A 21,796-nucleotide genomic window follows, 5' to 3' on the forward strand; every position below is an offset into this window, starting at 1 on the left:
TGCATGTATAAAATTGGAATTATTCTATTTGATGATTTTACCGATGTAGACTTCTTTTTGATGTACGATCTGCTTGGTAGAACAACAGATAGCTGGACAGTAAAAATTTTAGGAACAAAACCCTTTCACCAATCTAATCTTGGCATTTCAGTAAAAACTGATGGTGATATTTCTGAGGTTAGTGAACAAGATGCCATACTTATCACCAGCGGTAAACGTGGCATTCCTGCAGCGCTCAAGAATCATGACTTTATGTCCTCGTTAATACTGGACCCCAACAAACAGCTCATAGGCTCAATATGTTCAGGCTCATTCATTCTTCATGAGTTGGGGTTACTTAAAAACAAAAAATTAACTACCCACCCTGATGCAAAAACTGCTTTACAAGCGCTCGGGGGGGATGTGCAAGATTTACCTCTAGTCGTAAATGGCAATATCGCTACTGCAGGTGGTTGCCTTTCGTTGATGTATTTAATAGGTTGGCTCGCAGAGCGACTATTCGATGTTGAAAAGCGAAAGATGATTCAAAATCCGTTAATACCAGCAGGGCAGCTAGATATTTTTGAGCAGCTGATATCATCAACCATTAAGTCTGCAGAAATTAATAATATTAATGATAATACAGCCTTGGAGAAAACATGATCTTTTACAGTGCAATACCGTAGGGTGCAATAAGCGCAGCGCATTGCACCTCTGCTCTTACGCATTAAGTTAGTGGTGCAATTCACTTCGTTCATTGCACCCTACGATGGTTGTGTTTGCTGGTTATGCGTTGCCAGCCCCTTAAGGAGAACGCTAAATTCATGGAGGATCAATGACATCTAGGGAACTACTGGAGCAAGCAGTACATAGCAGCGCGGTTATTCATCAGCCACATGCACTGAAAGCCTATTTATCAGCTCAATTTCTTGCGAAGCACCTTGGGCAACCGGAAGCCTTGTGGCAACAAACCGGTAAATTGATTGCCAAGGATGGATTGCAGGTTTCAACGGTACTCACCGATAAGGTGCAGCATGTCACTTTTTCCAATGTGCGCAGACATCGGATTCTGGCGCGCGGTATCTATCCCGCAGCCTATCAGGCGCTTTCCCAGTGGCATGCCGAGTGCGGCTTTAACGATATCTTTGCATTCTATATCGCCAAGGCGGCCAGAAAGCCTGAATATCTATCCCATAATGTCACCATCTTGCTTGCGCTTAATACACTCTACCCAACCCTTCCCCCCGAGTGGCAGCCTGCTTTTTTAAATCGGGTCACCGAGTTTGTCACCGCGACCTTCCCCAATGAAGAAGACAGAGAACGTGGCGAGGCCAGCACCACCGCACACCCGGTGATGCTGGAAGATCTATTGCACGCCTGCTTGCAGCAGCCCGGCTTTTTTGGCCATAACCTGATCACCCTGGCCTGGATAGTACGCTGCAAAACGTCATTATCTGATGCGCAATATGAAGCCATGTTGGGTAATCTCAATGTACAAGCCAACACGCCCCCTGAAGATCCCGAGGATAAACTGGATTTGCAATTGTGGGGCCTGTGCGCCACCACTCATGACCCTGATGCATTTATTGAACAAATACGATCGTTGGTTTTTGACAGCCACTTTAATCTGCACCAGATTACCTTGGCAGACGCCCTTTGTTTCTTGCAGCAGCAATACCCTGAACATACCGCTGCATTGAGCAGAGTGGCCGCGTATCAAACTTGGCAATGTGCAAAATGAAACGCCGTCATCCTTTAATTAACATGAGGTTGATACCATGATCTCACTCAGAAACGTCATGCGACGCGATCTGGATGACATCCATCACTTCGCACAAGCTATTCATAGCGAGCAATTTATGTCTCGCTATTTGCCATATGGTGACAATTATGAACAGATGGTAACCAATGCCTTGGTCTGGAAAATCATCCTGGTCGAGAACAGTGCCACAGGGGTGATCTGGCTGGACAAAACGGAAACAATTAATGAGGTTGTCTTGGGCATAATGTTATTTTCCCCGACTCAGTTCGGCAAGGGCATTGGTCAGGCTGCGATCAAACTCGTCATCGACGAGTTGCAAACCATCAAATGGGCGGGTCTCATTAAACTCAATGTGAGAATAGAGAATGAGAGAGCGATTGCATGTTATCAGCGCTTGGGTTTCGACGTGACAGGGGCAGGCTCAAAATATACTCATGGCAAGCAGATTTCGTACCTTAGCATGGTTAACCTGCTGCAATCGTAGTCCGTAGGGTGCAATAAGCACAGCGCATTGCACCTCTGCTCTTGCGCATTTAATTAGTGGTGCAATGCACATTGTTCATTACACCCTGTGTTTATATCCTCTCTTTTTTACTTGATAGTGACTGCTGTTATGACGGCCACTTTACACTCCCTTCCCTCTCACACATCAAATAAAGACTCTATCGCTCCCCTATTCATCCCTTTTTACCCACTGCGCATCCATTTATTGGTCAGCATTTTATCGTCTATTTTTCAGCCGTTTCGATAAAAAATAGTGACCAATAGAGAACCTCAGCGAAAACAGATGGTTGCCTACATCGCACCGGCTAATTTCAATCGCCGGATAATTAATAATCTTACTAAAAAGGTCCTTTTGATTATTTATACCTGAGCATGATCCCACAGAGTGTGTGTCATTATAAGCTTAATGACAGATGAACAGACTGTGTTCCATGACAAGCAGATCACTATTCGGTTAGCTCCCTTTCCCATCGCAATCCATTAATTCTCTCCCGATTAAATATCACGACTTTCCTGATAGGTCGGGCACCTGTGCGTTGGCAAACGTGTAAACATCAAACTGACAAGATGAACTCATGAACTGTGATAAACAACAAGCCATGTCCGGCGTTATGCTGGCGGCGATTGGCGTAGTCTATGGCGATATCGGCACCAGCCCGCTCTATACCTTGCGCGAGTGCCTGTCAGGTCAATTCGGGTTCGGGGTTGAACCCGCCTCCATTCTCGGTTTCCTCTCGCTGATCTTCTGGCTGCTGGTGCTGGTGGTATCGGTCAAGTACCTCTCCTTTGTGATGCGGGCCGATAACGCCGGTGAAGGGGGCATTCTCACCCTGATGTCGCTGGCGACCCGTAACGCCTCCACCCGCTGGACGCCGCTGCTGATCATCCTCGGCCTGATTGGTGGCAGCTTCTTCTATGGTGAGGTGGTGATCACCCCGGCGATGTCGGTGATGTCGGCTATCGAGGGGTTGCGCCTGGTGACCCCGACCCTGGACCCTTATATCGTGCCGCTCTCGGTGCTGGTGCTGACCCTGCTGTTTGCCATTCAGAAACATGGCACCGCCATGGTGGGCAAGCTGTTTGCCCCCATCATGCTGACCTGGTTTCTGACCTTGGCGGTGCTGGGGCTGCGCAGCATCCTCCACAATCCCGAAGTGCTGGGGGCGCTCAACCCCATCTGGGCGGTGCGTTTCTTTATGACCTACCAGAGCGCCTCCTTCTTTGCCCTCGGTGCCGTGGTGCTGGCCATCACCGGGGTGGAGGCGCTTTACGCCGATATGGGTCACTTTGGCAAAAACCCGATCCGCCTCGCCTGGTTTATCGTGGTGCTGCCCTCCCTGGTACTCAACTACTTCGGCCAGGGGGCGCTGCTGCTCGACAATCCGGCGGCCATTGCCAACCCCTTCTTCCTGCTCGCGCCGAAATGGGCGCTGCTGCCGCTGCTGTTGCTGGCAACCATGGCGACGGTGATCGCCTCGCAGGCGGTGATCTCCGGGGTCTTCTCCCTCACCCGGCAGGCGGTGCGGCTCGGTTATCTCTCACCCATTCGCATCGTCCACACCTCCGAGCAGGAGTCCGGCCAGATCTATATTCCGGTCATCAACTGGATGCTCTATCTCTCGGTGGTGATTGTGATCATGAGTTTCGAGCACTCCAGCAATCTGGCGGCGGCGTACGGTATCGCCGTCACCGGCACCATGGTGCTCACCTCGATCCTCTCCTGCTCGGTAGCCAAGAACAGCTGGCACTGGAACAAGTATCTGGTGGCCGCCCTGTTCGCCCTGCTGCTGGCGGTCGATGTGCCACTGTTTGGGGCCAACCTCGCCAAGATCTGGTCCGGCGGCTGGCTGCCGCTCACCCTGGGTGCGGTGATGTTCACCGTGATGACCAGCTGGAAGAGCGAGCGTTTTCAGCTTATTCGCCGCCTGAACGAGCACGGCAACTCGCTGGAGCCGATGATCGCGTCACTGGAAAAATCCCCGCCGACCCGGGTAGCCGGCACTGCGGTCTATATGTCGCGGGTGGTCAACGTGATCCCTCATGCGCTCCTGCACAACCTCAAGCACAACAAGGTGCTGCACGAGCGGATCATCCTGCTCACCCTGCGGGTGGAAGATGTGCCTTACGTCCACAATGTGCGCCGGGTCTGCATCGAGCAGCTCTCCCCCACCTTCTGGCGGGTAGTGGCGAGCTACGGCTGGCGCGAGACCCCCAACGTGGAGGAGATCTTCCACCGCTGCAATACCGAGGGACTGAGTTGCCGGATGATGGAGACCTCGTTCTTTATGGCCCACGAGTCGCTGATCATGAAGGAGCGCCCCTGGTACCTCTACCTGCGCGGCAAGCTCTTTATGCTGCTGCAGCGCAACGCCCTGCGCGCCCCGGATCAGTTCGAAATCCCGCCCAATCGGGTAGTCGAACTGGGCTCGCAAGTGGATATCTGATGATATAAAGCATGCCAGCAAGAGAGAGGGAGGCATTGGCCTCCCTCTCTCATTCTCTTTTAGTCCTGCAAATAACTAGCGAAACTGACAAGTACAGATAATTAATATGACTTGCAGGCTCACCAACATTAAGCATGGCAGCAGATTACGGGGTTACTATATAGATGCACCTACCACAACCAATATTTCATGCTGAGATCCCGTGCTAAAAATAAATTATTGTCGGCATGATGCGCCAATTGATTTATTCATAAAAAGCCCCGATAGCAGGCTATCAGGGCTCAATAGACAGACCTCTAGTTACAGTGTTAATGACACCACATTGGTCAGCTGATAGTTTGGCGCTTTGATTGTTCCAGCCCCACCGCCATTCGAGTTATAGAAGCTGATATTAGCTTCTACGAACTTCTGCGTCGGATCAGCAAAATGAATAACCGGATGATTTGTACTAGCTTGAGTCACAACATACATACCGGCCTTATCACTCTCCAAGGTAAAGCTCATTCCGCTCCACTGATGAGCATCACGCAGTACAAGCTGAAGCACATCATCCTTATGATCATAAACAGCTAGCACACCATCTTTATTATAAGTTTGGAAACGCTGCAGATCTATTTTCTCGATAGACTCTTTTGTTACATTAGGATAGATAGCATAAGCAAAGGTATCTTGTGCTGGATATTCACCATGCTCAATCCATGCCGTGAATATGCGACCAGAGACCTCTTTATTACTTTGAGAAACGTTCACATCAGACCATTTCCCGGTCCGCTCATCAGCACTAATGTGATACTTACTGCCATCTAACGGAATATAAGCAATACGATTATGTAGTACGTACCTCAGATCATGGCCATTGAACTGGTGGTCACCAGCATCAATTTTTAAACTTTGGCCATTTTGCAATCCAATATCGATCGCTCCCCGATACCAACTCTGATCAATCGAAGAGGTGACCTGACCTGATTTATCAGCAGTAATATTTGATGCCATTGAAATAATAGCATCGCGGAATACAAAATCAGACTTGTGTACAATCAAACCATCTTTCGACTGGCTGTGGACCAGTATCGCATTATTGTCAGCAGACATTGTCCCTGCAAAAGCATCACCCACCTTGCTACCTGGACGTAAACTTTGCCCTTCCCTACCTGTCGCGCCAGGTACTTTATACCAGTCCCAAAGCGGGAAAATATTATAATACTCATCTCCAGATAGACGGACTGACCGAGAGCCCATCGAAATTAATGCCCCTCGCAAGTTCTCTTCATTGATGACTTCAATTGGCAACGTCCGGCTGGAATGAGTCAGGGCTGAATACTGAAAATATTTTTCATTTTTCAAAAGATAGTCTGCATTCCAGTAACCTTTAACTTCCCGATATGGCATCTCCTCAGGCTTAGCCTGCCCGCTAGTCACCAGATTGACTAACTTATAATGCTCGGCCTTCTCAGGATTTAACTTTTCCAGAGTATCGGTAAAAAAGCCCCGCCCCAATTCGTTCTCTCTGGAGAGACCACCCCTTCCTGTTGTCAGATGGTCTTTATATTTTCCTCTATATGTTGGATACATTCCTTGATCCATAAAACTCTCAAGAGCCTGCTGGCTACTTGCCGACATGGGCAAATACCCACGGGTAATCTTCTCTACTTGTAGAGTTCGATTAACCAATACAGTTCCATAAGAGTTCGTATTTAGCATGTTACCATGTGCTAAAAATGATTTATCTGCACTAATGCCCACATCTTCACGGGCAATCTCGCTTTGCGCCCAATGAGTATAGTTTTTTAGACGAACGGGGTCATCACGTACAATACCACTATATAAATTCGAGAAGGAGATATCTATTGCATTGGCACCTCGTCCATACGCTAAATAGAACCGTTCATTCAAGTATGGTGCTGCGACCAACTCCTGGTATGCCTCTGGGTTAACAGGTATAGTACGGGCCTTAATATAAATTAATAACTCACCTACACTCTGCGGTAAACCGATGTAATTAAACCACCAATTTTTACTAGAATAATTAGCTGAAGCGAAATGACTCATCCCTGCAGACATAACCGCAAGCAGTGATTTATTTGAGCTTTCGCTACAACCAGTTTTTTGTTGATAGCAACGGGCCAGCATAAGTAACCGATCGATATGATCCTTGGGCGGGAATATCGCATTATTGGTTGCAATGTAACTCAAGTCCGTCCACTGCCCTTTTTCTATATCGAATGTCCCCCCATCTGATACCGATGTGACCCAAGGTTTGACATTGATAGCATCTATAAAATCTGGCTGAACTTCATCAAGCCGGTCTGCAATCTGCCTGGCAATTCCGTCAATAATTTCTCTATCACTTGGCTGAAGTGGTTCACTTTCAGTACTGGTTGCCATATCCACAGCACTTTTATTATTACCTGTTATGATGTTTTGTTCTGAATTAGTGCTGCCATCATCATTAGTACAACCGGCCAAAGAGGTAACACCTAACATCAATGCCAAAACAGAATATTTACTTAAACTGCTGGTCATCTAACAGCCATCCTTATTTTAATTAAAATAATAACTATAGAAATGGCCATCAGATGATGGCCATATAAATGAACACACATCAAACTTTATTATTGAAACTAAAACCTAACCCATCAAAAAAATACGGGTGGTATTTAACAACGAGTCGTTAGTCTCGCGTTATTTTAAGCTAGCTATATTGTGTCTATCGTTCTATTTAGATAGTTCACCATCCAACATATCTATTGCGTCACGAGTGAGTCGGCCGATCTCTTCCCACTGTTTCTCTGCGATCAGTTTCTTGTCGACCATCCAGGAGCCACCACACGCAATGACCCGCGGGATCGCCAGGTATTCAGCGATATTGTGAGTCGAGATCCCGCCGGTGGGCATCAGCGTGATCTGGGTATAAGGTGCCAGCAGCGCCTTGATCATCGCACTACCACCCGATGCTTCGGCCGGGAAGAACTTCAGGGTCGTCAGCCCCATCTCCAGCGCCGCTTCAATGGTGCTGGGGTTATTGACCCCCGGGATGATGGGGATGTCGAGCTCCTGACAGGCCTTGACCGTATTGGGGTTAAAACCGGGGGAGACGATAAAGGTGGCGCCCGCCTCTTTGGCTGCGATCACCTGCTCGCGGTTAAGCACGGTGCCCGCGCCAATCAGCATCTCTGGCTGGCTCTGGCGCAGCAGCCGGATCGCCTCGGCCGCGGCAGCGGAGCGGAAGGTGATCTCGGCAACCGGCAGGCCGTTATTGGCCAGCGCCGCCCCCAGTGGAATGATGTCTTCAGCCTGCTCGATGGCGATCACCGGGATCACTTTCAGGGCTTGCAGTTGTTCAGTAATGGATGACATTCGGTTGACCTCGTTTAGTGTGATGCCGGTTTGATGAAGCTGTCGGTGACACTGCGGGTGGCACTTTCCGGAATAATTGCCCCCTTGTGCTGAATGATGATCCCCGCCAATCGGTGGCCCATGCGGGCGCACTCGTCGATCGCCCGTCCTTGCAGGTAGCCAGCCAGAAAACCGGCATTGAAGGAGTCACCGGCCGAGGTGGTATCCACCACCTTGCTGACCGCTTGGGTAGGGATAGTGATGGCGGGTTCCCCGGTTTGCAGGGCCTGGTAACAGCAACCAGCCGCCCCCTGTTTGACCACCGCCTGCTGCACTCCGGCCGCCTTGAGGCGCTGCAGGGTCTGGGCCACATCCTCGTCCCCCCACAGAGCTTGTTCATCGTCGTCGGTGACCAGGGCCAGCGTAGTGATGGCCAGCAGTTGCTGGTAACAGGCCCGGGCGTCGGCCGGACTCTGCCACAGGGCGGGGCGATAGTTGCTGTCAAAGATGATCGCTACGCCCGCCCGGTGCAGTTCAGCCAGCCACTGCAGCAGCGCCTGCCGATCTGCGGCGGGCAGGATCGCCAGTGAAATGCCGCTGAGATAGAGCGCATCCACGTCGCTGACGGCCTGCTTGAGCTGTGACAACTGCGGGTGCTGCATCAGGTAACGGGCAGCCGAATCGTTGCGCCAGTAGAGGAAGGTGCGTTCGCCGTGTTCATCAAGCTGGATAAGATAGAGGCCTGGATGGTGCTGTTGATCGATGAGCACCGCGCTGGTGTCGATCCCGGCCTGTTGCCAGCGCGCGATGATTTGCTGGCTGAGAGGGTCTTGGCCCATGGCGGTCAGATAGCTCACCTGAATATCGGTGGATTGGGAGGCACGCGCGAGATAGATGGCGGTATTGAGGGTATCGCCCCCAAATGCCTGCTGCATGTCGCCAAAAGGCGTGCCATTGAGTTCAATCATGCACTCCCCGAGCAGGGCAATCTTACTCAACATAATCGATTTTCTCCTTGTTTATCCGGATCCCATAAACCGTTAAAATCGTGTAACTGTTGATGAGGAAAAAACCCCCTTCCAATAAAATTCCCCCCCATGATCCCGCCCAGATATTGTGGATCAACCAAACGACAGTGCTGGCCAGCATACATAACCGCAGGGGCCCACCATCCAGCCGAAACAAAGCGTAAGTGCTGAGCGTTGTTCCCAACACCGTCAGAAACTGCATGGGATGTTCCAGATATGGAATTACAAGACCACATGATGCAATCATGAATATCAACATGACTGCTTGGGTACGGTAATAACCTGACACCCACGTTCTCACCGCACATAACAGACAACTAATTGCAGCAGCTACCGCGCCCAGCATTAAAAAATGTATCGATAAAAGCGCACCATTGAGGCAAAGCAGTGATCGCAGTTTCATATCTTGCCGTTGTATAAATGCCAACGCACCAATCATACAAGCCAGCAATCCGATCAATTGCGCTAAAATCTCAACATAATTAGTCATACAGTATTCCAGAAAAACGCCTATCAGGTGGTAATGCAGCAATGCTTGATCATTAACGAGCCAGCCAGCCACCATCCACGGCCAGGGTATAGCCATTAATATAATCTGAAGCTGATGATGCTAAAAATACCACTGGCCCCATCATGTCATCCGGAATACCCCATCGACCAGCAGGAATACGCTCCAGGATGGCAGCATTACGCTCATCATCAGCACGCAGTGCAGCGGTGTTATTGGTTGCCATATAACCGGGAGCAATAGCATTCACATTAATCCCATGACTGGCCCATTCATTGGCCAGCAAACGGGTCAGTCCCATTACTCCACTTTTTGAAGCCGTATAAGAGGGAACGCGGATCCCGCCTTGATATGAAAGCATGGATGCGATATTGATGATTTTGCCACCATTTCCCTGTGCCATAAACTGCTTGGCAACCGCTTGCGACATAAAGAAGAGGCTCTTGATATTGATGTCCATCACCTCATCCCAGTCTTTTTCACTGAAATTGATCGCATCATCACGGCGAATAATACCGGCATTGTTAACCAATACATCAATGTGACCAAAATGCGATACGGCCTGCTCAATCAACAGTGGCAGCTCGCTAACTTTACTGACATCAGCCTTGAGACTCAAAAACTTTTGGCCAATCGCTTCAACTTTGATCATTGTGTCCGTTGGTTCAACAATATTGATACCAACAATATCACAACCAGCTTGTGCCAAGCCCAATGCCATTCCTTGTCCAAGGCCGGTATCACAACCGGTTACGACAGCGACTTTACCTTTCAGATCGAATGCGTTAAGAATCATGCTATTTCCTATGGCGCGAGATTACGTGCACCAGATTTAAAGTAAGATGCCGGTCGAAGCGAATCGACCGGCAATATAGATATACGATGTTTTAGCGCAGGTCCTTGATAGCAACATGATCCATGTCACCAAATACCTGGTTTTCACCGACCATACCCCAGATGAACGTATACGCCTGTGTACCCACACCAGAATGGATGGACCAACTGGGAGAAATGACTGCTTGCTCATTTTGCACAACAATATGGCGAGTTTCAGCTGGCTTACCCATCATATGGAATACGGCAGCATCGTCCTGCATATTGAAATAGAAATAGACTTCCATGCGGCGCTCATGAGTATGGCACGGCATAGTGTTCCACAAACTACCATCCTCAAGTTGGGTCATCCCCATCAGCAGCTGACAGGTTGGCAATACATCAGGAACCAGATACTTGTAAATAGTACGGCGGTTGCTGGTAGCAGCATCACCCAAGGTTGTCGGAGCAGCTTCATCCTGAGTGATCTTTCGAGTCGGGAAAGCAGTATGTGCCGGGGCGCTATTGTAATAGAATTTTGCAGGTTTATCGCTGCTAACACTGGCAAAACTCAGTTCACGGGCACCCTTGCCAACATATAATGCCTCGGCACTACCAATTTCGTAGGTAGCACCATCAACCATGACAATCCCCGGGCCACCGATATTAATAAGCCCCAGCTCACGACGCTCCAAAAAATAGGTCACACCAAATGCCTTGCCAAGATCATTGGCGAAACCCAACTCTGATGTAACAGGCATTATTCCGCCAAAAACGATGCGATCAATATGGCTATAGGTCATACTGACCCGATCGGCCGCAAAAATATCCTCAACTAAAAATTCGTTACGCAAGCCTTCGGTATCAAGTTGCTTTGCATGTTCGCTATGAATACTTTCACGAATATCCATGATTTATCTCTTGTATCAGGTAGATAGTAAAGAGTGATGATATAGCCGATGGGCTATCAGTCATGTAGGTGTACATTCATCATGTAGCGCCATCAGCTATCAACTCTCATATAGAATGCATTAGTTCAACAGACTCAAAGAGTGAGTGAAAATAACTCTGATATCATTTCTGTCTTGCTTGGCGTTGGTGTCTTTAGACCTGAACAGTGCCGGCAGTACCGTCATATTGATATCCTTCACTGCACCCGCATTAAATTTATAGGTGATCAAAAAATCCAATGACTGCATGGTGCCATCATAAGTTCTTTGCTCTTTTACTTTCGACACATCAGATACCACATGCCATGCATAGTTTGCGGACGTACCAAGTGTTAGATTCGGGAGGCCAAAATCGAGCATGTTATATTTGATGCCAACCTTAACAGCTTTCGCTCCTGCCACATTATAATCTTCTAATGAGGATAATGTTTGCTGGAAATCTCGTTTGTCAGAGTTAGCCCATGGTGTCAATCTAAAATTGTAATCCTTAGTTGATTCTGATTTATTTTGGCTATAGCCAGTAAAATATGTCACGTTATCTTTGGCAAGTGAGAAACCAGCACCGACATAGTACTCCAGTGATGGATCTTTAACGTTGGATTTTTCCTCAAGATATTTACCGCCCTGGTAATAGCCAGTGGAAGTCAGAACCGCACCATTATCAAACTTATGATTATCAGTCACCAACAGATGCCAGTTCTTCCGGTAACCTTCACCTTCACCATATGCCAGGTCATACAAGGTGTCACCAGTATTATATGAAATGCCCGCCGAGTGAATATAGTCAATAATCTTTCCTGGTTTAACACCACTCAGATTTGATGCTTCATTCTGGTGCCAGGTATTCGTCATATCATGGAAAGAATCTGTCCAATCATTTCTGAATTGATCTGCCCACGCATATGTCAACTTCCAGTTATACAATGCCAGTGAGCTATCAATACCACGATAGGCATGAGGGTTTAGGCCCCAGCTATTCTTGATAGTACCTGAGTTTATCGTTGTATATCCGCCTGAAATTTTAAACAAAACATTGTCATCACCATACTTTGCCTTTAACGCAGCAATGGGGATGGCAGCATAACTGCTCTCACAAGGATTTAATGTACCATCACCTTTGCAATCGTAATCATAAAGCAGGATTTCAGACTGACCTACCGACGATCCCAACTTGATATTGCTGGCAGCCATAAAGTCCAAACCAATAATGTCTTTATAATAGCCACCATTAAAATCAAGCGCGATATTGGCAGTCTGGTTCTTAATGCCGCCCTGAGAGCCATCAGCTGAATATGAGCCAGTATTAGCATCCTTAACATCACGATGTCTAAAATACAAAGCACTATTGAGACTTAGTCTTGAGTCATTAATAAATGCCTTTTGAAAATCATCACTGACAGCACTGGCGTTAGCATTTCCATATACGGACATCAGCCCCAACATAATCAAGGTTGGAGTAAAAACATTTCCTTTCATAGCTTGTCACCTTTAGAGGATATTTTAATTATTAGCGGTTAACTCTGGAACTTTGTCTTTATACCGCTTCAGAAGTAATTCATTATGCTCGGACGAACCTGAAATGTTGCCACTTTTAAATACTGGAGGATTTATACCAGCATCAGCCATCTCTTTTATTAATTCAGAAAACAATGACTGAATGATATATATACCATTAATCGATGATATTGGTGTGAACGATGTACAATCACCGTGATTCAAAATTGCATCACCAATAGGCACATTATTATCAATCGTGATGCTAGCAACATCTCTTAGGTTTTTCCCGGAAGAGTGTCGAGATGATTGCGTATCGCAATACTGATAGCTGGTAATTCCTATCGTCAATGCACCATACGATTTTGCCCAGCTAATCGCTTCCACTGGAGCAGGATTAATACCAGAAGTAGATATAACAATCAGCGCATCTTTATCAGTAATATTATATGCCGATAATTGCTCTGTGATATACCCTTCTTGCTTTTCCAAGTATGACGATCTTGCGGCACCTTCATGCAACATCAACGGCTCAATAAAAATTGGCCGCACACAGGCAATCCCGCCAGCCCGATAAAAAACATCCTCAGCAAAGATATGTGAATGGCCACAGCCAAAGATATAAATTATGCCATTATCACAAACTTTATCTGACAGTTTTTTAGCAATATCAGCAATAATCTGACGCTGCGATTCATGAATAGTTGACAAGCTCGTCATCACGCAATTAAAAAATGTATCTTGCATTTTCATTACCAATAAGTTCGCCATTGATTTGAATAAACTCTATACAGGGCTTCCATATAATAGTAGTCCCCCCATATGTTGCATTCATCTATGCCTTTGCCGAGCGCAAAGGCATAGACACCATGTTTCAATAACCCGTCACAATCCTCATCACCTCTCGATGTCATGTGGTCACTGAGGCTTTTTAGTAATTTTCGAGATATATGCTGGTAATCTGCATGCTCAAATATCTTGCTCGCTTCAAGTAGCCCACAGATGGCAATTGACAATGCTGAACTGTCTCTGGGTTGCTTATCTTCAGCCTTAAAATGGAGATCCCAATATGGAATGCCATCTTCAGGCAAATGTGAGAAAAAGTACTCACATACTGCCGTATATTTTTCACTATCAGCCAGTTCTGGATGATACTTATAAGTTAATGGCAACCCTAGCAGAGCCCATGCCTGACCACGGGCCCAGCATGATGAGTCACTATACCCCTGAAATGTTTCACCTTTCAGTGGCAACTTACTGACTCGGTCAAAAAAATAGGTATGATAACTTGAATTATCTTCTCTGAAGATATTTTCAGTCACTCGCTTGAAGTGATTCACTGCTACGCTAGCGTAATTATCATCACCTGATATTTCGTGAGCCCGATATAACAATGGCAAGTTAATCAATGAATCGATGATGAGTCGATATTCTTGATCATTATCCATATCTCCCCAAGCTTGAATAAATTTAGCATCAGAGTGATATCTGGCAATTAACTTGTCGGCTGCCAATACAATGGCGGAGTCGAACTCTTCAGTTTTAAAGACCTGCTTGGCTGCAAGCAATGACAGGCTGTAAAGAAAGCCGATATCATGGTGATCCAATACGACATGATTCGTCAATCTGGACACAAAGCTATCGATTATTTCTTGCAGCTTGTTTTTAAAAAACACATCACCAGTAAACTCATATGCGATGAGCAACATGCCGGTCCAAAATCCATTGGTCCAATCGTTGTTATCTTTTAGCAAATACCTGTTATTAACAGCACAAGCTGATGGAAACTTGTCACCCATCTTTATTGCAAGGGTTTTAATCTTATGACAAGCCCATCTCAACTCATCTTTGACTTCCACATCAGTAATTGGAGTCAAGGCATCAAACTGAGCACTATTTAGCTTTTTCATTTTGAAAGTCTCTAGATAGTAAACACTCGACTTCTGTATTCACTCAATAGTTCTAAATTATACTCATTGCCACCAGGTTGATTAATAGACCGTAAAATTGGAACAGAAATACCAGCTGCACAAACCAATTCTGTAGCTCGAATTGATATACAGTTTGCTATATATGCGACAGCGAGCGATGAAGTAGGCCCAATTTTTAATTCAGATTCCGGAATTTCAATTGAGCAATCACCTTTAAAACAGCAGTTGTCGATAACTACATCTGCAAGATCAGCAAGCTTCAGACCACTTGAGTGCTTTGCAATGGACTTATCAGCATCTTTCCTGTTAACAATGGCAATTATCTTGATGCCTGCGCTTTTTAGTTTTTGTGCCAATTCAACCTGCAATGCTTTATTGCCAGAGTTAGAAATTATGACAAAGGCATCGTGTTGTTGAAGATCAAGGAGAGAGGCAAAAACATCTCCCACCCCCTCAACATTTTCAAACCAGCCACTATGGCCATAAAAGTTATCCAATGCCCTGGTATTTACAAATCCCCCAGCTCGACCAGCAAACTCTATAGCACCTGCAAATGAGTGGCCGCTACCGATAGCATAAATAATACCTTTATTCTTGACCGTGTTTTTGAAAATTTCAGCAGCACATTCAATTTGCTCAGTTTGGGTCTCACTAATCTTGTCAATGATGCTAAAAATATTATTCTTAAACTCAACAAGATGGCTCATGATGCAGTCCAGAAATTACTAGTAAATGATGTAATAAGTTCTTCACCATCATCAGGAACCATTCTGGCAGTGATCTTGATGCCTCGATTAATCAACTCCAGTATGTCGAGTTTTTCAGCATGGGTGACACTAATGGAACGCTTCACTTGCGTGGTATCGGGACGGTTGGACATGTTCCCAATATTAAACTCTTTAATGTCAAGGCCAGCATCTACTAGCTTTTTTATTACGCCTGGATGCTTAACCAATACCAGCACTTGCTGACCAGCATATTTACCTGCGGAAATATTCTCTATGGCTGTCTGGGTAGAAATGATGGATGTATTAACCCCAGCAGGTGCGGCCATTCTTAATATGTTTTTTTCAACATCATTGCTTGCTACCTGATCATCGATCACCATGATTCTGTTGGCAGAATAATAGCTGACCCAGCGTGTAGCAACTTGACCATGAATCAATCTGTCATCAATGCGGATATGTGCGATGCCTTTCATATTATTACCTGTTTGAGATTAAAAAATGCCAAGATTATAAGTAACGATACCAAAGAACATCAGAATGAAAATCACTTTGGTTGAGTTCATGCCTTTCAGGCCTAATAGCCAATAGGTCAGCAGTACAACAAACAAGGGCATCAAGCCGGGCATCAGTTGATCAGCAATATTTTGCAGTTTCAGTGAAACATCGCCATAACTAAACTCAAAGCTCAACTTGGCTTTCACCACCGTCGGAATAAGAGCACCAACGACAGTTAATCCCAATATATTTGCTGATTTTGTGATTTTATTTAGTTTGGTGCTAAGTTGCCCTACCAGTTTAACCCCTTCGTTATAACCGACTTTGAGGCTATAGCGCATGAACATTAAACGAATCAAACCAAAGGCTGGCCACAGCAACAATCCCAGAGGATTACCTTGTAGTGCCAGATATGATGCAATGGAACCACAAATTGTCGTCGGGATAACAAAAAAGAGGGTATCTCCAATCCCGGCCAGCGGTCCCATCAAACCCATCTTGGTCGATGTAATTGCATCTTTTCCTTCAGTGCCAATATCATTTTCCAGCGCGATATTAACACCCAAAATTGATGCTGCCATCGTGTTATTACAATTAAAAAACTGGACATGATTATCAGCAGCAGAAACCAGTTCTTTTTCGGATTTATACTTATGTTTTAGAAATGGGATAATGCTATAGAGGTACCCCAAGCCTTGCATTGTTTTATAGTTCCAACCAGCCTGACCAAAAAAGAACCAACGCCAAAACACTTTATTTATTATTTTATTCATCACCCATAACCTCATTTTGTACATTAGTGGTTGCTTGAACAACATCATCATTGCTGTTGAAATATGCTATGGCGATAGCCACACCAACTAATGCAACCCCTAATACAGGCACAGACAAATAAGCAGACAAAAAGAAACCAATGATCAAAAAAGACATGTTCTTTTTAATTGGCAAATATCTTAACAGAATGGCAATACCTAACGCAGGCAACATTCCACCGGCTACTTTCAGGCCATTCATAATCGCCTCAGGGATGTAGGAGACGATATCATTAACAAACACCGATCCTAACGACAAAGCCAAGAAAACAGGAATCATACGGGACAGCGATGTGGGAATGATCCCTAGTAAATTCATTTTCGCCGCTTTACATGGCTCGCCATTTGCAATAAGCCGCTCGGCTTTATTCTGAATAAAGGTATTGGTAAAGCGAGCCAAGACATCTAATTGCACCATTAGCAGGCCGATCGGGATTGCAATGGTGGCACCAAACTCAGCGCCTTTACCGCTCATCACAGCAAATGCGGTGCCAAGCAGTGCGCCAGTCATATAATCAGGTATTGATGCTCCACCAAAGTTACCGACACCCAGTACCAGCAGGTTCAATGTACCACCTACCATCAAACCTGTTTGAATATCGCCCATAATGACGCCGGCAAAAAATCCAGCCATGGTCGGTTTAACAAGACCAAAGGTTGTGTTATTTCCATCATAAATAGCCAGGGCAGAATATGCAGTCAATAGCAATATTTGCCACATTTCTATATGTTCAAGCATGTTATTCATCACCTGTAGAGATTGCTGTATTATAATCGCTTGGTTGCATCATAGAAATTCCATCTATGGCCGTACCAATAACGCTATTCAGTTCAATACCAGTCACGCTATTACCATCCAGCATAATGGTTTCCAATACCATATTTAGATTCATGCCTGTGAGCAATGAGACTTTATCAGCCAGATCATTATTAATGATATATGATACAGCAGTATTGTATGGCGACCCATTTTTCAAATCTGAAATGATAATTACGTTCTGACTTTCTGTTGTTTTGCTAGAGAGGTATTGAATTAGTTCAGTAGCAAATCCACCAACACCACCAACTGCGGTTAACTCAATAACATGTAGATTTTCTTGCGGACCTAGAATGAGTTCAGCTGACTTTTTTGCTCCACTCGCGATACCATCATGAGATATCAACAGTATTTCCACTTCCTGCTCCTCTTACCGATTCAAATTTTAAATAGAATGACTCAACTCTTTTAAATGTCTCGATATACTCGATAATTTCACCAGATGTTTTATAGGTAGTTCTTAATATTTTAACTACGGCACTTCCCTCTGGAATGGACAGAGCTTTAGCTATATGAACATCAACGTTACTAACTACCGTCACCTCTTCAGTGAATGGCATCGAGTACATGTCAATTTTATTAAACTCTGCCAGATGCTCGTACAATGATAAATACCCACTTTTTTCAGCCAGTTTCTTTGGGTCTAAATAGTTTTCTGGTATGTACGATGTCTGTACTGCATAGGGAACATCATTATCTGACTTCAATCTTACAATCTTATAAAAATAAGAATCGAATACTCTATTCAATATTTTGTTAATCGACTCAGAAGCCTCTTTCGCAACATCAATCAATGTTACTTGTGATTTGTTCAACTTGACACTCAGATCACTCTCTGAAACCAACACATGCTTGTTTCTTTTAGACTTGGAAATAAAAGTACCTTTTCCTTGCTGTCTAAATAAAAAACCCTCATTGACCAGTTCATGGATGGCTTTTATCACTGTTGCTGAACTGACACCATATTTTAATTTTAATTCTGCTTCGCTATAAAATTTTTGTCCGGGAGTATATTTCCCTTCATTAATTTCTTGTATCAAGTCATTCTTGATAGTCAAATACTTTAAACTGCTAGACATTTACTGACCTCATACAAAGTGACTTCTCATATTTAATAATTTTAAACTATCTGGTTAGGCAAAGAAAAGTCTCGATACCCGACGTGCTGTGCTCAAAACATCCGCTGGATACGAAAAACACCATAAGTGCTAATGAGCTCACAATCTCAGCGTTGAACCGGGTAAAACTATCGGTGCCATATCGTCATGCTGTCAGTCTGTCTCTTCACTATGAACATAGCTTAACAGGTTAACCGGTTAAGTTAATATCTGATCGACTCAGTTTGTGATGAAGCTCTGCATTTTTCTAAAAATTCCTTATAAAACATCAAGTTAATATAAAAATCACTAATAGTCTGAGAATGCTGCCAATCCCGCCTCTCATTCCACATCACTATTCGTGGCATCAGTGTCATGGTTCGTCACAAGTGACGAACGTCACACTTCGACACCGCACAGTCTCGGCGCCACCTCGCGACAAAGAATTTAAAATCATTTAAAAACAGTAAGTTAAAATCAATTTCACACTAACGAACAATCTGGCCCGTATTTTGCCAACCAGCTCCTACTTTCTCCGTTCGCGACACGACAAGGTAGGCTATGAACCGCTTCGTTATCGCTGACCCCAAGCTTTGTATCGGCTGTGGCACCTGTATGGCTGCCTGCAGCGAGGTACACAAGGCGCAAGGTTTGCAACAAGCCCCCCGTTTAACCGTTATGCGACACGAGCAGGCGACCATGCCAGTTCAGTGCCGTCACTGTGACGATGCCCCCTGCAGCAAGGTGTGCCCGGTCGAGGCAATTCGCCAGACCGGCGATTGCGTGCAACTCAACGAGTCGCTCTGCATCGGCTGCAACCTCTGCGCCGTGGCCTGCCCGTTCGGCGCCATCCAGAGCGGCGGCAGCCGTCCGGTGGCCGTGGCCACCAGTTACGACACCTATATCCCCTGCTCCATCCGCTCCAGCAACCCCTCCACCTCTGCCGGCCTGCGCTGCTTTGGCGAGGATCTGCTGAGCTGGGAGCCGGGCGTGCGCAGCATCGCGGTCAAGTGCGACCTGTGCGAATTTCGCGCCGACGGCCCGGCCTGTGTCGATGCCTGTCCCTCCCAGGCGCTGAAGCTGGTCAATGACGGCGACACCGAACGCGCCGCCCGTATCCGTCGCCAGCAAGCGGCCGACACCAACCCGCAAGGGGCCTCCGCCTTCTCGGCGCCCGCCACGGCGATCCCTGCATCCGATTTATCTACCACAGAGGGAGCCCGCTGATGTTGTCCCCCCTTGTAATGGCTACGCTCTTGCTCTTTTTGCTGGGCGCTGCCGCCGGTCTGTTGCTGCAAAAGCAGCCGGCTCTGGCCAACCGCCTCAACAGTGGCTTTGCCCTGCTGGGCTCGCTCGCGGGTCTGGTCGCCGCCATCCAGATCTTTGCCCAAGGCGCGCCCGTCGATGGCCAGCTCTGGCTGCTCGGCTCGGTGCACCTCGATATGCTGGCCGCGCTGATGCTGCTGGTGATTAGCACGGTCGGCGTCGCCGTCGCCCTCTACTCCTTTGCCTATATCCGCGAATATCAGGGCAAGGGCGATGTGGCCATCGGCGCACTTATGAACCTCTTCCTGTTCGCCATGGTGGGCATGGTGCTGGCCGACAACGCACTCGGTTTCTTGCTCTGCTACGAGCTGGTGACCCTCACCACCTACTGGCTGGTCAAGACCAACCCGGATGCCGCCAAACAGAGCCGTCTCTACTTGGTGATGAACCATATCGGCATGGCGCTGGTATTGGTCGCCTTCTGGCTGCTCTGCCGCGAAAGCGGCTCGCTGGAGTTCGCCGCGCTGCGCGAGCACCATCTGGCGGGCGCCCTGGCCTCCCTGGTGTTCCTGCTCAGCTTCTGCGGCTTTGGCCTGCGCGCCGGTTTCGTGCCGCTGCACGGCTGGCTGCCGGTGGCCGAGCCTGTTGCTCCGTCCCATATCTCGGCGCTGATGTCCGGCGTGATGGTGAAGCTGGGTCTCTTTGGCATCTTGCGGGTCAGCATCGATTTTCTCGGCGCCAGCCAGCTCTGGTGGGGCTATGTGGTGCTGATCTTCGGTGCCTGCTCGGCAGTGCTCGGGGTGCTGTTTGCGCTGGCCGAGCACGATCTCAAGCGACTGCTCGCCTACCACACGGTGGAGAACATCGGCATCATCCTGATGGGGATGGGGATCGGCATGATCGGCATCGCCAACCAGCAACCGGCGCTGGTGGTGCTGGGGCTGCTCGGTGCCCTCTATCACCTGCTCAACCACGCCATCTTCAAGAGCCTGCTCTTTATGGGCACCGGCTCGGTGATGTTCCGCCTGCACACCCGTGACATGGACGAGATGGGTGGCCTCGCCAAGCTGATGCCCTGGACCGCGCTGGCGTTCCTCATCGGTGCCATGGCCATCTCGGCGCTGCCGCCGCTCAACGGCTTTGTCAGCGAGTGGTTTATCTATCAATCCCTGCTCTCCATGACCAAACTCGGCACCTCCGTCGTCGCGCCGCTCGCGGTGGTGATGCTGGCGGTGACCGGCGCCATGGCGGTGATGTGTTTCGTCAAGGTGTACGGCATCTGCTTCTGCGGCGCACCGCGCAGCGAGAAGGCGAGCCACGCCCGAGAAGTGCCGGGCGCCATGGTAGCAGGCACCCTGCTGCTGGCCGCCGTCTGTCTGGTGCTGGGTCTGGGCGCCCCCTGGATTGCCCCCCATATCGCCAGCTATGGCCAAGCCTTGGTAAGCGGCCAAATGAACGTGGCCACCGGCGCGACCCTGCTGCCGCTCGATAGCAGCCAGGCGATCCTCTCCCCGCCCGTTATTGCCATCACCTTGCTGGGTCTGTTCCTCATTCCGCTGCTGATCTTGGCCATCTTCAAGGGGCCCAAGCTGGGTCGTCGTCACGCTGGCACCCCGTGGGCCTGTGGTTACGCCTATGAGGAGCGCATGAGCCTCACCTCCGGTGGTGTCACCCACACCTTGCGCCAACTCTGCGCGCCGCTTTATCGCAAGCAGCCGCAGCTCGATCTGGCCACCGCCCTGCACGGGGTGAGCGATACCAGCGGGACAACCGGCTGGCTACTGCACGGCGTGGTGCTGGCGCTCTTTATCCTGATGGCTGTAGGAGTCTGA

At 47.5% G+C, this 21,796-nt stretch carries 21 protein-coding genes; 6 read left to right on the plus strand and 15 right to left on the minus strand.

All coding sequences use genetic code 11. The features are described 5' to 3' along the window. Positions 1 to 3: 3 nt before the first annotated feature. The 4 genes from ACE1BR_RS15075 to kup all read left to right on the plus strand — a co-directional run bounded on the left by ACE1BR_RS15075 (position 4) and on the right by kup (position 4,689). Complete coding sequence (locus tag ACE1BR_RS15075; protein WP_374871608.1) at positions 4 to 642, plus strand: DJ-1/PfpI family protein; 639 nt, start codon at positions 4 to 6, stop codon at positions 640 to 642. 172 nt (positions 643 to 814) lie between these two features. Next, positions 815 to 1,720 carry a hypothetical protein gene (locus ACE1BR_RS15080; RefSeq protein ID WP_374871610.1) on the plus strand — a complete coding sequence of 302 codons (906 nt, stop codon included), beginning with the start codon at positions 815 to 817 and terminating at the stop codon, positions 1,718 to 1,720. A gap of 58 nt (positions 1,721 to 1,778) precedes the next feature. Then, positions 1,779 to 2,225, plus strand: coding sequence for a GNAT family N-acetyltransferase (locus tag ACE1BR_RS15085; protein WP_374871612.1), 447 nt, complete (start codon positions 1,779 to 1,781; stop codon positions 2,223 to 2,225). A 595-nt stretch (positions 2,226 to 2,820) separates the two neighbouring features. Continuing rightward, positions 2,821 to 4,689 (plus strand): low affinity potassium transporter Kup, encoded by a 1,869-nt coding sequence (gene kup, locus ACE1BR_RS15090; protein ID WP_374871614.1) that lies wholly within the window; start codon positions 2,821 to 2,823, stop codon positions 4,687 to 4,689. A gap of 300 nt (positions 4,690 to 4,989) precedes the next feature. Here the strand turns inward: kup and ACE1BR_RS15095 are convergent, their stop codons facing one another. The 15 genes from ACE1BR_RS15095 to ACE1BR_RS15165 form a co-directional block, all read right to left on the minus strand. After that, on the minus strand, positions 4,990 to 7,212 hold the full coding sequence (locus ACE1BR_RS15095) for a polysaccharide lyase family 8 super-sandwich domain-containing protein (RefSeq protein WP_374871616.1): 2,223 nt from the start codon (positions 7,210 to 7,212) through the stop codon (positions 4,990 to 4,992). 192 nt (positions 7,213 to 7,404) lie between these two features. Continuing rightward, on the minus strand, positions 7,405 to 8,046 hold the full coding sequence (locus tag ACE1BR_RS15100; protein ID WP_374871618.1) for a bifunctional 4-hydroxy-2-oxoglutarate aldolase/2-dehydro-3-deoxy-phosphogluconate aldolase: 642 nt from the start codon (positions 8,044 to 8,046) through the stop codon (positions 7,405 to 7,407). A 14-nt stretch (positions 8,047 to 8,060) separates the two neighbouring features. Next, positions 8,061 to 9,026, minus strand: coding sequence for a sugar kinase (locus ACE1BR_RS15105; RefSeq protein WP_374871620.1), 966 nt, complete (start codon positions 9,024 to 9,026; stop codon positions 8,061 to 8,063). Then, entirely contained in the window at positions 9,016 to 9,543 is a 528-nt protein-coding gene (locus tag ACE1BR_RS15110; RefSeq protein WP_216953670.1) for a YgjV family protein, read from the minus strand. The genes ACE1BR_RS15105 and ACE1BR_RS15110 overlap by 11 nt, the downstream gene beginning before the upstream one ends. A 52-nt stretch (positions 9,544 to 9,595) precedes the next feature. Beyond that, entirely contained in the window at positions 9,596 to 10,357 is a 762-nt protein-coding gene (kduD, locus tag ACE1BR_RS15115; protein ID WP_374871623.1) for a 2-dehydro-3-deoxy-D-gluconate 5-dehydrogenase KduD, read from the minus strand. A 91-nt stretch (positions 10,358 to 10,448) separates the two neighbouring features. Continuing rightward, a complete protein-coding gene (kduI, locus tag ACE1BR_RS15120; protein WP_236354829.1) occupies positions 10,449 to 11,285 on the minus strand; it encodes a 5-dehydro-4-deoxy-D-glucuronate isomerase in 837 nt (278 codons plus the stop codon). 120 nt (positions 11,286 to 11,405) lie between these two features. Continuing rightward, positions 11,406 to 12,800 carry an OprD family outer membrane porin gene (locus ACE1BR_RS15125; RefSeq protein WP_374871625.1) on the minus strand — a complete coding sequence of 465 codons (1,395 nt, stop codon included), beginning with the start codon at positions 12,798 to 12,800 and terminating at the stop codon, positions 11,406 to 11,408. Between the two features lie 24 nt (positions 12,801 to 12,824). Continuing rightward, on the minus strand, positions 12,825 to 13,571 hold the full coding sequence (locus tag ACE1BR_RS15130; protein WP_374871627.1) for an SIS domain-containing protein: 747 nt from the start codon (positions 13,569 to 13,571) through the stop codon (positions 12,825 to 12,827). Continuing rightward, entirely contained in the window at positions 13,571 to 14,728 is a 1,158-nt protein-coding gene (locus ACE1BR_RS15135) for a glycoside hydrolase family 88 protein (RefSeq protein ID WP_374871629.1), read from the minus strand. The genes ACE1BR_RS15130 and ACE1BR_RS15135 overlap by 1 nt, the downstream gene beginning before the upstream one ends. Positions 14,729 to 14,739: 11 nt before the next feature. Continuing rightward, entirely contained in the window at positions 14,740 to 15,456 is a 717-nt protein-coding gene (locus ACE1BR_RS15140) for a sugar isomerase domain-containing protein (RefSeq protein WP_005345238.1), read from the minus strand. Further along, entirely contained in the window at positions 15,453 to 15,950 is a 498-nt protein-coding gene (locus tag ACE1BR_RS15145; protein ID WP_374871632.1) for a PTS sugar transporter subunit IIB, read from the minus strand. The genes ACE1BR_RS15140 and ACE1BR_RS15145 overlap by 4 nt, the downstream gene beginning before the upstream one ends. 18 nt (positions 15,951 to 15,968) lie before the next feature. Continuing rightward, positions 15,969 to 16,745, minus strand: a complete 777-nt coding sequence (locus ACE1BR_RS15150; protein WP_005345236.1) for a PTS system mannose/fructose/sorbose family transporter subunit IID — start codon at positions 16,743 to 16,745, stop codon at positions 15,969 to 15,971. Beyond that, positions 16,738 to 17,523: a PTS sugar transporter subunit IIC gene (locus ACE1BR_RS15155; RefSeq protein ID WP_005345235.1), complete on the minus strand. Its 786-nt coding sequence runs from the start codon at positions 17,521 to 17,523 to the stop codon at positions 16,738 to 16,740. The genes ACE1BR_RS15150 and ACE1BR_RS15155 overlap by 8 nt, the downstream gene beginning before the upstream one ends. Position 17,524: 1 nt before the next feature. After that, a complete protein-coding gene (locus tag ACE1BR_RS15160) occupies positions 17,525 to 17,959 on the minus strand; it encodes a PTS sugar transporter subunit IIA (protein WP_374871635.1) in 435 nt (144 codons plus the stop codon). Beyond that, positions 17,934 to 18,680: a GntR family transcriptional regulator gene (locus ACE1BR_RS15165; protein ID WP_374871637.1), complete on the minus strand. Its 747-nt coding sequence runs from the start codon at positions 18,678 to 18,680 to the stop codon at positions 17,934 to 17,936. The genes ACE1BR_RS15160 and ACE1BR_RS15165 overlap by 26 nt, the downstream gene beginning before the upstream one ends. A gap of 579 nt (positions 18,681 to 19,259) precedes the next feature. On the opposite strand from ACE1BR_RS15165, the gene ACE1BR_RS15170 reads away from it, so the two are divergent. Both ACE1BR_RS15170 and hyfB read left to right on the plus strand, forming a co-directional pair. After that, entirely contained in the window at positions 19,260 to 19,925 is a 666-nt protein-coding gene (locus ACE1BR_RS15170; protein ID WP_374871639.1) for a 4Fe-4S dicluster domain-containing protein, read from the plus strand. Next, entirely contained in the window at positions 19,925 to 21,796 is a 1,872-nt protein-coding gene (gene hyfB / locus ACE1BR_RS15175) for a hydrogenase 4 subunit B (RefSeq protein ID WP_374871641.1), read from the plus strand. The genes ACE1BR_RS15170 and hyfB overlap by 1 nt, the downstream gene beginning before the upstream one ends.

The organism is Aeromonas sp. MdU4 (genome assembly GCF_041929505.1).
Classification (GTDB): domain Bacteria; phylum Pseudomonadota; class Gammaproteobacteria; order Enterobacterales; family Aeromonadaceae; genus Aeromonas.